The sequence below is a fragment of the Pseudanabaena yagii GIHE-NHR1 genome (assembly GCF_012863495.1).
Classification (GTDB): domain Bacteria; phylum Cyanobacteriota; class Cyanobacteriia; order Pseudanabaenales; family Pseudanabaenaceae; genus Pseudanabaena; species Pseudanabaena yagii.
The window spans coordinates 1,702,998-1,717,912 of record NZ_JAAVJL010000001.1 but is presented as its reverse complement, the minus strand read 5'-3'; the positions used below and the strand labels follow the sequence as shown (position 1 = coordinate 1,717,912).

Here is a 14,915-nt window from a genome sequence, read left to right as displayed (position 1 = left end):
CGAGAACTTCTTCTTGTTTAGAAAATGAGGCTATTACTGACCGCATTGATATTGGTATTGTTAACAGTTACCAAATTGACCAAGTTATTGGCATTGCCTAATCCGTCGGGAGAGACTTGGACAACCGTGTTTGTACCAAGTTGCTGGAATCGGACAAATCCATCAGCGATTGCATTAGAGCCTTGGTAGTTGATGGAACTCAGTACACCCTTGAGATTAATGGCATCACCAGTAGCGAAATCGAGGACTGTATCACCTGCCTGATTGATATTGTTAAACAGGAATGTGTCATTACCTGCACCACCGACAAGGATGTCATTTCCCTTGCCACCGATGAGGATATCGTTGCCAGCACCGCCAGAAATATATTCATTGGCATCGGTTCCTTGCAAAGTATCACTCCAGCTAAAGCCAAAGAGAAATTGAGAATTGGTAGTAGCAGAGGGATTGCTTGCGTAGTTGAGCAGGGTTTGCCCCATTTCAGTCGATCGCCAATCTTTGTTAGCTGCCATCACGCGATCGAGGGTATCGGCACTGATCGCAGCATCGCCTTTAACGCGGAAGATAATATCGTTGTAATCGCGATCGCTTACGCCATCAAGACGCTGATCTTCAATGGAGAGCACAAATGAACCATTGCCGACATCGGTTTTGCCCATTTGGAAACTGCGGCTAGGATTGTTATCGAGCATGGAGAACAAAGGACGCTTAGTGCCATCAATTGCTGGATTTGCTATCACTTCGCTGATTGTGCCATTGGGAACTTGGAACACACCATAAGAAGCATTAGGTGCAAGATTGAGGGTTCTCGTTCCCTTATAAATACCAGAATTATAGTTTGATTCCCAATCAAGTCCACTGGTGAACTTTGCAGCATCGGTATTATCAGACACGATGACATAACCTTGAGTGGAATTACTCGCAACACGTCGAGCAGCCTCAGCAATGAACGCAGTAGAACCCGCAGCATATGCATCCATGCCATCAAGGCTGAAAATACCGACATCACCTTTATAAGCACCACCATCGTAGAGGAATTCCACTTCGATCTTGCCAGTTGAGCCAGCGTTAATCACGCCTTTGTCATATTCGGCACGGTTGGCATAGGCAAGTAATTCTTTGCCCCCATCAGAGGTACGCCAGTCACGTTCAGGATTGACCAAATTATTCATCAAAGGTACGTCACTGGTTGCTCCCTTGACTTGAATCACGATGTCGTTATAGTCGCGATCGGAAATATTGGGCAAGTCTAAACGATTATCTTCAAAGGCATAGGTGTTTTTGCCATCGACATTAACCATTTGTCCGAAGGCTGTTCCAAAGGGATTTGCTTCTGGAATTGAGAACATCGGCAAGTTGCCAGTTTGATTAATGATGCTTATATCATTGGCGATCGCCGATATTGTATTGTTCTGCACCAGCATAAAGGCAAAGTGACCACGGGGAGCCATGTCAAAGGTTTGCGCGCCCTTGTATGTGCCAGAGTTGAAGTTCGCTTCCCACGCCACTTGATCGGAGAATTTTGCGGCATCAGTTTGATCCTTAATAACTACATGTCCAAGATTAGATTCACTTAAAGCCCGACGTGCTGCTTCTTGAATGAATTCTGTGGAACCAGCTTTGAGGTTATCCATCCCATCAAGGCTGAAAATTGCTAATTCACCTTGATACCAACCACCATCATGGAGATAGTCAATGCGAACCTTACCCGTTTCTCCTGTATCGAAAATACCGCCACTATATTCTGGACGTGTGGCATATTGAAGTAGTTCTTGCCCTACCGAGGACTTACGCCAATCGCGATCGCTATTAACATCATTGTCCATTGAGGATGCAACACCCTTCGCACCTGTGAAGCGGAAGACCATATCGTTGTAATCCTTGTCCGACATCGTGCCCCAATCGGTACGCACATCTTCCATGCCAAAGGTGTCGCCTTTACCTGTCACATCAACGATTTGACGAATGTTGCTTGGTGCACCGATATTTGCTTGAGGAATTGAATAGATCGGTAAGCGATTGCCAGACCACATTTTGGTCACATCATAGGCAAGTTCTTGCACGGTACTATTCTGGATTAGCATTACCGCAAAGTCTTCACCTGCATTCATCGCATAGGTTTTAACTCCCTTATAGGCTCCAGCACTGAAGTTATCTTCCCATGCAAATTTAGCATTGTATTTGGAACCTTCATTGCGATCCTGAATCACGATATGACCTAGGGTAGAATCGCTCAAGGCACGACGGGTAGCTTCTTGGGCAAATTCATAGGAATCAACCTGTAAGCCTTCCATTCCTTTGAGGCTAAAGATTGCCATTTCGCCCTGATACCAGCCACCATCATAGAGATAGTCCACACCTACTTGACCAGAATCATCAACGCGAAATACTCCAGAGTTAAAGGTCGAACGGCTAGCATAATCCGTAATTTGCTTACCGATCGCATTATCGATCCAATCTTTGGTAACTGCGCTCACATCATCGACTGCGAGAATCCCATTACCTTGAGCACCAGTTAATTGAAAGACTAGATCGTTATAGTCATAGTCGGAGCCATTCTTGAGGCGGACATCTTCCATGGCAAAGACATTGCCTCTGCCTTCGATTCCCTCGACTTGCGTAAATTGTGTACTGCTATCAGGATTAGCGGCACTAATGGAAAATAGAGGCACGCGATCGCTAACTAGTTCTAAACTATTAGTTAAACTACCAAAAGTTTGGTTAACGGTTCCATTAGGAATTAACATGAAAGCGACTTGATCGCCTGCCTGCATGGAGAAGTTTTTTATACCTTTGTATGTGCCACTATTAAAGTTATCTTCCCAGTCTAATTGAGCACTAAACTTTGCACCTTCAGAACCATCAGAAACTAATATTCTGCCTTGAGTAGAGTTAGTCAGGGCGCGACGAGTCGCTTCTTGGATAAATGCGGCTGAGCCAACCTCTAGGTTTTCCATTCCCTTTAGACTAAATACCGCGAGTTCCCCTTGAAACTTGCCACCATCAAATAAAAAATCAAAGCTGAGTTTGCCCGTTGCCCCTACTGTGAATGTCCCTTGTGCTGCCATGACCTTATTACCTTTAACTTACAACCAACTGTTAACTTGTTCTTGACTTCCTATTCCCTTGGGAGGACTTAGTTTTTGGGCGATTAGTTATCCCATGACTCATAGGTTAGGACTTGCAGCTAGCTTCAAGGTCAAGATGGACAAAACCAAAATTCCTATAAAAAAAACTTATCAATCGATATAGCAAAAAAAGAGTTAGCTAGTACAAAACAAAACTGAAGAAGAGGAGTTGCGGCGCGAAGCGCCGCAACTCCTCTTCTTCGGTTTTATGTCCTAAGCAAAACTTACATTGCTATATTAATTAAAGTGCCTGTGGCTTCGACTTCGCTCAGCCAACGTTAACTGAGCGAAGTCGAACATTAGCTGAGCGAAGTCGAACATTAGCTGAGCGAAGTCGAAGCTAGATAACTTTGGTGGGACATTTTTTATCCGCAAGTCCCTAACTTGATCAATCTATGTTGATTTCGGCGTTACAATTTTGACTAGAAAATGCATTCCGTAAAATTATGGAACCCAGCGAAGGCGATCAAGTTATTAATGTTCGTGGTTGGTTGATCGGGGAGCTAAGCCGTTTAGTCGAAATTCCTACAGCAACGATTCGCTATTACGAACGTTTGGGATTGTTGCTCAAACCATTGCGATCGCCACAGGGTTATCGTCTTTATGCGGCTGATGCGTTAGAGCGATTGTTATTTATTCAAAGTGCTAAAGCCTTTGGGCTATCCCTTGAGGAAATCAAACAATTACTAGACTTACAAGCATCGCAAACTATTCCCTATGCAACTTTTCAGCAGATGGTGAAGCAATATCTAGGCAAGCTGGATCAGCAAATTCAAGAGTTAGTATCTCAACGTCAAGCGGTTTCCCAACGACTTGATCGCATTGCCGAAGCTCTACCTGATTGTGATATCACTATGACGGAACTAACTCAAAATCCTCTGCTCAATCTCATGAGTGAAGCTACCGATGCGATCGCTTTAGAACAAAATCAAGGCGAGATGCCTCGGTTGGGTAATCTATTTAGCAATCGCAGTCAGGAGGTTCTCTATATGTATTCCGTCGGTAAGCGGAACTTTCGGCTGATGAATTTGGTGAGTGCAAAACTCAATGGGGCAAATTTGAGTGGTGCGGACTTTACTAATGCCAAATTAATGCTGGCGGATTTATGTGAGTTATCAGCGATCGAGACTCGGTTTGTGGGGGCAAATTTAGCGGGGGCAATGATGAGTGAGGCTTGTTTACAAAAGTCAAATTTCACGGATGCTTTATTGATGGGTGCAGATCTCAGTGGTGCGGATTTGGAAGATGCAAATTTTACGGCGGCGAATTTGGGAGGTGTGAACTTTGCTGGCGCAAATTTGCAGGGAGTGAATTTCCATGATGCGATTTTGGCAGGTGCAGATTTTAGTAATACTGCTGTTTCCATTACTCTGCAAAGCAAAGTTTGATAATTGCGATTTTTGGATGCAAATAAATTAAAAGATTATCAATTTTCTTAGGTGTGTTCTAACTGTATGGAATCAAAAGATAATAAAAGGATTACATAAAGGACAATTTGATAATCTGTTGGGACATAGCAATGATCTAAACACAAAATTTCATTTATACTTGAGATCTAAGCATTGCTTTGTATCATAATTAAGACCATATGCATTTCAAATTTTCTCCAAGTATCCTTAGCAGGCTAGGAGAAGAACTAATTCCTAACCCTGATCAGGGAATCTTGGAGCTAGTTAAAAACTCCTATGATGCAGATGCCACAGTATGTGAGATCGAGTTATTTAATACCGAGGAGATCGGTGGTAGCATTGTTATCTCTGATAACGGTATGGGGATGGATCTTGAAACTCTTCAAAGCGGCTGGTTCGTTATTGGTAAATCGGAGAAAGAGGGAGCTAGCGATCGCACACCAGTTCATAATCGTTTGCGAGTTGGCTCTAAAGGTCTAGGAAGGTTAGCTGCGTTGCGTCATGGAAGCCATGTAGAACTTACAACACGCCCTAAAAGTAAACCAAATATAGAGTATATTGTCAGTGTTTGCTGGAATGATTTTGATACTGTTGATTCTGTTGAAGATGTGTCTCTATCACCAAATATAAGGCAAACAGAATTAGGACATGGCACAACAATTATCATTAGTAACTTGAAGGTGAAAATTGGCAAACTAGAGATTAATAGACTTGCTAGAGGTCTGTTACTATTAGCCGATCCTTTTGAGACCAATATATCATTTCGACCTAGACTGATTGGTACTGGGTTCACAGATATAGAAAGGCAAGTCAATGAGCAGTTCTTTGATGATGCTGAATTCTTTCTTAAAGCTTCACTTGATGAAAATGGATATGCTTTAGCTAATTTGTTTGACCGCAAAGGCGCACTTGTTGCTTCAGCATCACATTATGACATTAGTAAGCATCGAAAACAAATAGATATAGCTGAGCGAGCATTAGATGAAGAAAAGTTTTCTACTGATAGCCCTTATCTAAAATCTGTACCTGTCGATTTTGAGTTATGGATCTTTCAGTTGAACCCACAAAGTTTTTCTCCTCTTGATCGTCATCATCTTCCCAAAATTCGACACTGGTTAGAAGCTGTTGGTGGTGTACATCTGTACCATCGAGGATTGAGAGTAGCCCCTTATGGAGATAAAGGAGATGACTGGCTAAAAATCAATTTTTCGCGATCACGTAATCCTCAAGTTCGTCCTTCAAATAGCACTGTTATTGGTAGGGTTATTGCCGAAGATTCAAATAGTCAGTTGTTACAAAAAACAGACCGTCTTGGATTTCTAGAAAATGAGACATTTCTCAATTTGCAGCAATTTGCAATGAATACGCTCGAATGGGTTGCAGATTTTCGCTTACAAACAGTAGAAGTAAAACAGGAACAAGTAAAAAGAGAAATAAAGCCCAAAATTGCTGAAGCAAAGAAAAATATTGAGGATATTATTACGACTTATATTCTAGAACCAAAACCTCAAGAAGAGACATTATTGGCATTCAAAGGTTATGACAACATTAGAGAAGAGGAGGTTGATATTCTAAATGTAGAGTTACAACTATATCGCAGTTTAGCAACAGCAGGGACTACTGCTGCTATTTTTGCCCATGAGTCAGGTAGAGAAATTAATACGTTGAAAGGACAAGTTGGTATTTTAAATGCAAAAATGCAGAAATATATAGAAAATGAAATATATGTCAAATATTTTGCAAAAACTTTCACAACCATCCAAAAATTGGCTGGTTCAGTTCAGAGCTTTGCCAAATATCCAATATATCTATTAAAAAAAGAAAAACGATCTAGAAGGAGTGTTGAGATACATCAAGTGATTAACGATGTAATTAGCTTGTTTGATCCTTTTCTCGAAAGTTCCAATACTACTATTGAGCTAGATAGAGTCGATAGTGAACTTAATTTGAGGGGAAGTACGGCTCTTGTAGAGGCGATTTTAATAAATCTAATTACTAATTCAATTAATGCTTTTAATGAAAAAAATGCACCTATTCAAAATAGGAAGATTGTAATCCGAACGGAATCAAATGAAGAATTTATTTGGCTAAGAGTCATGGATAATGCGTTGGGTATTCAAGGGCTAACAATAGATGAAATCTGGCTAGCTGGCAAAACCACCACACGTTCAGGTACTGGATTAGGATTAAAAATAGCAAAAGACTCAGTTATAGATTTAGGAGGGCAAATTAGTGTGATAGCCAATGGTCAATTAGGTGGAGCCGAGTTTATTGTCCAATTACCTTTAAAATAGGATAGTTTATTATGAAAATCGCGATCATAGATGATGAATATAGGTCGAGAGAGACATTAGCTGAGACTCTTGAACTAGTTGGGTTTGAAACTTTTATAGTTGAGAATTCATTTGATGAAATTGATGAATTAGTTCAATATATCAAAAACAATGCTCAAGCTGCTATATGCGATCACCGACTTTCTGATCATGGTTTAGCTCAATTTACAGGGGCTGAATTGATGCCTTCACTTTATCAAAATAAACTTCCATTTCTTCTAATAACTCAATATACTGATCAAGATATTAATGATTCTATTCGTAAATATAGGGATAAAATCCCTATTGTCTTGAAACGGGAAGAGTTAATTGATCTATACGATATAGATACTATTGGTAATAAAATCAAAAAAGGTCTTGAAACTTGCTCTCAAGAGTTTCAAAATATTATGTCGTCGTCACGCCGACCTCATAGAACATTTATCCATATCGTTAACATTAGTAATGGTCTTGTAGATGCTTTTGTTCCTAGTTGGAACCCTTACCATGCAGTTAGCTTTCCAGTGTCACTGATACCAGAAGAAATTTTCCCTAATATAGAATCTCGTCTTAAACAAAAAGAGGATACTTGGTTAATTGCTTGTGTTAATACAGGGGCAGACAAAGCAGATGATCTTTACTTTACAAAATTTGAAGTAGCACCAGAGTTAGATGACAATGACGGACTTGCCTAGACTATTTGTTTTAGATGTTGCTCACGGAAACTGCTCAATTCTTCAGGATACTGAGGGTAATATCGTTATTGACTGTGCCCATGGTGACACATTGATTCAAACACTTCGTCATATTGGGATTTCGCAAATTGATCGCATCATGATTTCTCATGCTGATCAAGATCACTTTAAGGGATTTATTGATTTGCTTGCAGACGAATCAATCACAGTAAAGCATATTCATATTAATCCTGACACTATAAAAGATAGTCAGGTTTTTATGGCAATGCGTTTAGCAATTAAAGACGCGCAAACACGTGGCAATGTAAGCCACAATTATCTAGATACAGATATGACAGGAATGTTAGATGTGGGTGAAGTTAGAGTAGAAGTCCTTTCTCCAAACAAAGATATTATGGGCTATTCAGGTGGTAAAGATTTGAAAGGAAGAACTTTATCATCTAACTCGGTGTCAGCGGTTATTCGGTTAGTTTATAAATCTCGTGGTGTAGCTCTACTTGCAGGCGATATTGATCAGATAGGATTAGAGAATTTACTCAATAATATTTCTAAGATTGAATCTGACGTTCTCATTTTTCCACATCACGGCGGAAACACAGGATCTGGCAGCACAAAAGCTAATCAAGATTTTACTTCAAAACTATGTCAGCAAGTCAATCCAAAACTAGTAGTCTTCTCAACTGGTAGAAGGAATGAAGAACCACATTATCCTCGTCAAGAAATTGTAAAGTCTGTAATTGATACACTGCCTAATGTGCATATTATGTGTACTCAACTTGCAAAGACTTGTTCTCCTGAGATATTATCAACTACTCCTACTCACTTAAACACACTGCCATCAAAAGGACGAGACGATAAACACTGCTGTGGTGGAACAGTTGTCATCAATTTGAGTGAAACTGAAACTAATTATTCTCCAAGTTCTAAGCACAAGCAATTTGTGAAAGAAAGAGTGATCTCTGCTTTATGCATACCTAATAAGTAAAATTTACTACACCAAATAAATTTTTGCTTGTGTCGATATCTCTAAGTATTGCTCCTCATCGGTACATAAAGCATAAAAAAATCTGTGCTTTTATCAAAAAGATAGACATATAACATATATAAAATTAGCATTTCTGAATCTATAAAACAGAGTTAGATTTTTGCGAGCAGTCTATTCGTTATTCCTCGTGAATTAGATAGATAGAAGCATTGAAACCAGAATATGCTTATTCTAAATTAGCAAAGCTAAAAACGCAGAAATTAATTTGAAAAGAAATCTGTATGGTGCTTTTGTGAAATGTTTTTATCGGTGAAGATTTTAGGGAATACTAAATAAGGTAATCGCTATAACTAATATTATTGTTATTACTTATAGGTATATTTAAACTGTCTTTCAAGCGATCGCTATGACCATTCTTTCTAAATACGAAGAATTAACGCAAATCTATGATGGTGAAAGCTCACAAGTTTATAGTGCTCGACATATAGAAGATGGTCAATCAGTAATCCTCAAAGTTTTAAAAACAGAATATCCAACCCCAGAACAAATTCGTCGTTATCGGCAGGAATATCATCTCACACATCAACTACAACTACCCAAAGTAATCAGAGCCTTTGGCTTAGAAGAATGGCAACGAACCCTCGTAATTGTTTTTGAAGACTTTGGCGGTATTTCTCTTTCTCAATTATTAAAGCAATATCCTCAGGGTTTACCACTAGATCTCTTTTTTACGCTAGCTTTCAAGCTGTCTAACGCCCTAGGACAACTCCATAGCCAATCAATTATCCATAAAGATATTAATCCTGCCAATATCGCTTTTAATCTCGAAACCAAAGTACTTAAACTGATTGACCTCGGCATCTCTACCCAACTCAGCCGAGAAAACCCCGTACTGCAATCTCCAAATTCTCTAGAAGGAACCTTGCCCTACCTTTCACCCGAACAAACTGGGCGGATGAACCGATCGCTAGACTATCGCACTGATTTTTATTCATTAGGGGTAACCTTCTATGAATTATTGACAGGACGATTACCTTTTCAAAGTTGCGAGCCGATCGAGCTAGTTTATTGCCATATTGCCAAACAGCCAGACTCCTTATTAGAGGTTAAAAAAGGACAGATTCCCTTAATGCTGGTGGAAATAGTCAATAAGCTCATGGCGAAAAATGCCGAAGATCGCTATCAAAGTGCATGGGGATTAAAGGCTGATTTAGAAGAATGTTGGGCGCAGTGGGAAAGAACAGGCACGATCGCAAGATTTACATTAGGGCGGCTCGATATTCCCGATCAATTCCAGATCCCTCAAAAACTCTATGGGCGTAAACGGGAAATCAATCTTCTCCTATCATCATTTGAACGGGTTGCTACGCCAGCGTTAGAAGTAGATGAGGATAGCCATAATGCTGAATTGGTATTGGTCACAGGTTATTCTGGCATTGGTAAATCAGCAGTTGTGCGATCGCTATATCAACCGATTACCGCGAAACGAGGCTATTTTATTACGGGCAAGTTCGATCAGTTTCAACGCAATATTCCTTACTCAGCTTTAGTTCATGCCTTAGCGGAGTTAGTCAAACAAGTACTAGGGGAATCGGAGGCATTACTGCAACAATATCGCGATCGCTTAGTAGTCTCCTTGGGGAGCAATGGCAAAGTGATCACAGATATCATTCCTGATCTGGAATTGATCATCGGTGCTCAGCCTCCCTTACCGATGTTAGGCGCGGCTGAAACTAAAAACCGCTTTCATCTAGTATTTCAACAATTTATCCAAGTGTTTTGTAGCCCCGAACATCCCTTGGTGCTATTTCTCGATGATATGCAGAGAGCGGATCTTGCGACTCTAGAATTATTAGAACGTCTGTTAGGCGATCGCCAAATTCAAAATCTATTAGTAATCGCCGCCTATCGTGATAATGAAGTGTCAGCAGGTCATCCCCTGACTTTAATAATTAATCAACTACAGGATAAAGGAATCAATGTAGAACGGATTACGATAGCACCATTGACAATTGAGCAAATCGAGCAATTGATTGCCGAGACATTGCATCAACCGACTCTCAATATCAAAGGTTTAGCCGAATTAGTCATCCGCAAAACTGAAGGCAATCCTTTTTTTATTAATCAGTTTCTCAAAACTCTCTACAATGAGAACTTACTGAGTTTTAATTATAGTTTTAGGGAATGGGTTTGGGAATTAGACAAAATTGAGCAAATGGGTTTCACCGATAATGTGGTGGAACTGATGGTCGGGCAATTGCAGAAACTCCCCAAGTCTGTGCAGGAAGTCCTATCGATTGCGGCTTATTTAGGCACAGAGTTTGATCTCAGCACCCTCTCACTAGTCCAAAATCGCCCTTCACAGGCTATCTTCGAGGATCTCAAACTTGCCATCAAACAGGGATTTGCGATCGCGCGATCGCCCTTTGATGACAATATCCTCATTCAAGATTATCAATTCGGACATGATCGCATTCAGCAAGCCGCCTATGCCCTCATCCCAGAACAGGAGCGCAATTCCACCCACTATCGCATTGGTCAGTTATTGCTGCAACATTGGTCAGAGGCAACCCAATCCGAACAGATTTTTACGCTAGTTAAACATCTCAATGATGGTATTGCCTTAATCACTAATCAACCTGAACGTGATCGCTTAGCCCAACTCAATCTCTTAGCCAGTCGCAAAGCCAAGTTAGCAACCGCCTATCAAGCCGCCTATGAATATGCTGAAATTGGACTAGGCTTGCTGGACAGTTCATCTTGTTGGCAAGAGCATTATGCGATGACTTTACAGTTACATGAGCTTGCCGCCGAAACTGCCTCTCTATGTAACCAATTTGAGCGCATGGATTTGTACGTGAATACGATCATTCATCACGCTAAAAGCATCATTGAGCAAGTACCTGCTTACACTATCAAAATTCAAGCTTTAACCTTTCAGAATCAATTTGCTGATGCGATCGCCATTTCCCAATCAATTCTCCAAAAACTAGGAGTGCAAATCCCAGAAGTGATTACTTCCGAATTAAGGCTACAGGCGATTCAACAGATCAAAGATTTAATCGGTAATCGCATAATTGCTGATTTAGGTGATTTGCCTGTGATGCGAGAACCCAAAGCTCTGGCGATGACTCAGATTGCGGCGATGACGATTCCTGCCTGCCATATTCTCAGCGCACCGATCTATCCCTTGGTGATGACCTTACAGGTGCGGTTATCAATTCAATATGGCAATAGTCATAGCTCTGCTTTTAGCTATGCAGCCTATGGAGTTTTTCTGATTATCAGTTTGCAAGATATTGATGCCGCAGTAAAGTTTAGCCGCCTTGCTTATCATCTTGCTTCTAAACCCGAAGCCAAAGATATTCGTTCGGAAACCTTTGCCCCGATTGGGCTATTTCTACACCATCGACAGTTCCATCTTCACGAAACCTTGCCTATCCTTCAGGAAGGCTATCAAACTGGATTAGAAACAGGAAAATTTGAACATACGGGCTATTGTGGCTATGGATATTGTATTAATGCTTTCTGGAGTGGACTCCCTTTTAGAGAAATAGAAACGACAGTTCATACCTATGGACAACAGTTACATCATCTTAAGCAGATTACTAATGCGAACTATTGCGAAATCATTAAGGCTGCCATAGCTGCTTTGCTAGGCAATCCCAATAAGGTGGAAGAGCATTTTGCTCAAACTACCCAAACAGAAAAATTAATTGCCGAATCTCTAGCCGCAAACAGTTGGCTACGATTATTTCTCTTCTATTTACATCGTGCTTTCTTACGATTTTTAATGGAAGAACTAATTGATGCAAATAACGATATTACCCAAGCCAGATCCTACGTTACCTCAATTGTGGGGATTATTTGCAAAGCTAACTTCTACTTCTATGACTCTTTAATTTTGTTAGCGACGATCGGCAATTCTGAAGTTGGTTTAAAAAGCCAATATCAACGCATTCAAGATAATCAGTCTCAGTTAAAGTTTTGGGCAGATCATGCTCCGATGAATCACTTGCACAAGTGGCAACTAGTCGAGGCAGAAATCTGTCGCGTACTAGAGCAGAAAGAACAGGCGATGGAACTTTACGATCTAGCGATCGCAGGAGCAAGACAAAATCAATACCTCCAAGAGGAAGCTTTAGCCAACGAGCTTGCAGCTAATTTCTATCGGAACTGGAACAGGTTAACGATCGCACGAACCTACATGATGGAAGCGCGTCATGCCTATTTGCGTTGGGGGGCGATCGCTAAGGTCAAACTGCTGGATAGCCAATATCCACAGTTATTACATATGCCCGTAAGTAATTCCTCCTCACGCTTCCCCCATACGACCTTGAATACGTTAAATACACAGGGCGGTAGAAATTCTGGAGCCGATCTTGATTTGGCTACAGTGATGAAAGCCTCGCGAGCGATCGCTAGTGAAATTGTCCTCGAAGACCTCGTTCAAACCTTAATGCGAATTCTCCTAAAAAATGCAGGAGCGCAAACGGGTTGTTTGCTACTGCCCATAGAGTCCCCTGTAGATCCTGCTGAGAACTTAGCGATCGCCATTTATATTAGTGGTGATCATGCAAACATTTTTCCAAAGCAAGCGCTGAATCAGGTCTTACCCGAGTCAGTTTTGTATTATGTGACCCGCAGTCAAGCAAGTGTTGTCCTTGACTATGCCACCCTTATTGGTGACTTCACTCAAGATCCTTATATCCAATCGGTGCAGCCCATGTCGATTATCTGCTATCCCCTCATCAATCAGGGGAATTTAGTGGGCGTAGTTTACATGGAGAATCAAGTGACGATCGCTGCCTTCAAGAGTAACCACATTGAATTCTTGCAATTAATCAGTGGTCAGGCAGCGATCGCTATTACCAACGCTCAACTCTATGCGGAGAAGGTGCAGTATACCTATACCCTAGAGCAGAAGGTCGAGGAACGTACCGCCGAACTGCAATGTGCCAATGAAGAACTATATCGATTAGCCACATTAGATGGACTTACGCAAGTAGCTAATCGTCGTTACTTCGATCAACAGTTAGATCAAGAATGGCATCGCCTCAAACGCGAACAATTGCCGCTCTCGCTAATTTTATTTGATGTGGATTATTTCAAACGCTATAACGATTGCTATGGGCATCAGGCGGGAGATGCTTGTTTGATTCAAGTTGCTCAGGCCGCCAAGGAGGGAAGTAGTCGGTCTGCCGATCTTGTAGCGCGTTACGGTGGTGAAGAGTTTGTGATTATTTTGCCTAATACCGATCGCAAGGGGGCGATCGCGATCGCCGAGCGCATTCAAAAGTCCCTACGTGCTAGAGCCATTCCCCACGAGCGCTCAGAGGTAAGTGAAATTGTTTCGATCAGTTTAGGGATTACCTCCGTCATTCCCTCGTCAGATCGCTCTCCTGAGATGCTCATCTCCACTGCTGATGAAGCTTTGTACGCAGCTAAACAACAGGGACGCGATCGCTATATTTTCAATTCCCCGACTTGGGTTGATTGAAAAGATTATTAAAGTTCAGATTTTCTTGACGACTTGCTTGAAACCTTGTGGTTTCATCATCTATCTGTTGAGCGATTTCCTGATCGCTCTTCGCAGCCGCAGGCGAAGATGCCATCACATTCAACTTAAAAGTCACCTGTTTCACCATTAGTTGCTGCGTATCTAGATCAATATGAATTGCATTATTGCCAAGGATTTCCGCAAGTTTGCTATTAACTAGAGATTCGGTGATTTGATCTAGGGGTTGATTAAGCAATTGATGATCGCCGATGAGGGTTTGCTTCACCAATTCCTCAATATCCCCAAATTGCAATAGCTTGGCTAACTGATCGGCGATCGCCAAGGCATCATCGCCAACAACTTGCGCTAAAGCATTTTCCCACTTAAATTGTGATGCTACCTTTTGAATTAATGATGTAGTTTCTAGCTGATGGAGTTGTGCGTTCTCGACTAAAGGAATAATCGATAAAATCGTCTTAGCTACATCGGGCATCTGCTCAGGCTGAAATTTCTGCACATAGGCATTGAGGGTATTCAATACCTGATGCTCTAGGGTCTGCTGCCATTGATTCACGCCCTGCACTAAGGTTGCTGTGGCATTATCTGTAACAGAATTGGCGATCGCATTGATATCAAATTGACTAGATACCTGCTGTACTAGAGACTCAACCTGAGTCGGTGATATTTCAGGAATACCGAGTTGTTTTTGCTTAAATGTGACAATTGAACTAGCGATCGCCATTACTTCTTCAGGCGAAGTAGGTACACCAAAGCTTTTGGCGTAGGCATTTAGACTATTGAGTAGCTCTTGCTCAGTAATTACATCATTCATAGCATCATTCTCCTTAAGAATTATGGAGGCACGCGCTCTGCGCGTGCCTCCAGT

Annotated in this window: 7 protein-coding genes; 5 read left to right on the top strand and 2 right to left on the bottom strand. The window is 41.2% G+C overall.

The genetic code is table 11. The features are described 5' to 3' along the window. Positions 1–17 precede the first annotated feature (17 nt). On the bottom strand, positions 18–3,068 hold the full coding sequence (locus HC246_RS07900; protein ID WP_169362907.1) for a DUF4114 domain-containing protein: 3,051 nt from the start codon (positions 3,066–3,068) through the stop codon (positions 18–20). A 506-nt stretch (positions 3,069–3,574) separates the two neighbouring features. On the opposite strand from HC246_RS07900, the gene HC246_RS07895 reads away from it, so the two are divergent. The 5 genes from HC246_RS07895 to HC246_RS07875 all read left to right on the top strand — a co-directional run bounded on the left by HC246_RS07895 (position 3,575) and on the right by HC246_RS07875 (position 14,029). Then, entirely contained in the window at positions 3,575–4,516 is a 942-nt protein-coding gene (locus HC246_RS07895; protein ID WP_169362906.1) for a pentapeptide repeat-containing protein, read from the top strand. Positions 4,517–4,716: 200 nt separating this feature from the next. Next, positions 4,717–6,831 carry an ATP-binding protein gene (locus tag HC246_RS07890; protein ID WP_169362905.1) on the top strand — a complete coding sequence of 705 codons (2,115 nt, stop codon included), beginning with the start codon at positions 4,717–4,719 and terminating at the stop codon, positions 6,829–6,831. 11 nt (positions 6,832–6,842) lie between these two features. Beyond that, positions 6,843–7,544 carry a response regulator gene (locus HC246_RS07885; protein WP_169362904.1) on the top strand — a complete coding sequence of 234 codons (702 nt, stop codon included), beginning with the start codon at positions 6,843–6,845 and terminating at the stop codon, positions 7,542–7,544. Continuing rightward, on the top strand, positions 7,522–8,529 hold the full coding sequence (locus HC246_RS07880) for a ComEC/Rec2 family competence protein (RefSeq protein WP_169362903.1): 1,008 nt from the start codon (positions 7,522–7,524) through the stop codon (positions 8,527–8,529). The genes HC246_RS07885 and HC246_RS07880 overlap by 23 nt, the downstream gene beginning before the upstream one ends. A 406-nt stretch (positions 8,530–8,935) precedes the next feature. After that, positions 8,936–14,029 (top strand): diguanylate cyclase domain-containing protein, encoded by a 5,094-nt coding sequence (locus HC246_RS07875; RefSeq protein WP_169362902.1) that lies wholly within the window; start codon positions 8,936–8,938, stop codon positions 14,027–14,029. Here HC246_RS07875 and HC246_RS07870 read toward each other — a convergent pair. Continuing rightward, positions 14,004–14,861 carry a hypothetical protein gene (locus HC246_RS07870; protein ID WP_169362901.1) on the bottom strand — a complete coding sequence of 286 codons (858 nt, stop codon included), beginning with the start codon at positions 14,859–14,861 and terminating at the stop codon, positions 14,004–14,006. The genes HC246_RS07875 and HC246_RS07870 overlap by 26 nt on opposite strands. Between the last annotated feature and the right edge of the window lie 54 nt (positions 14,862–14,915).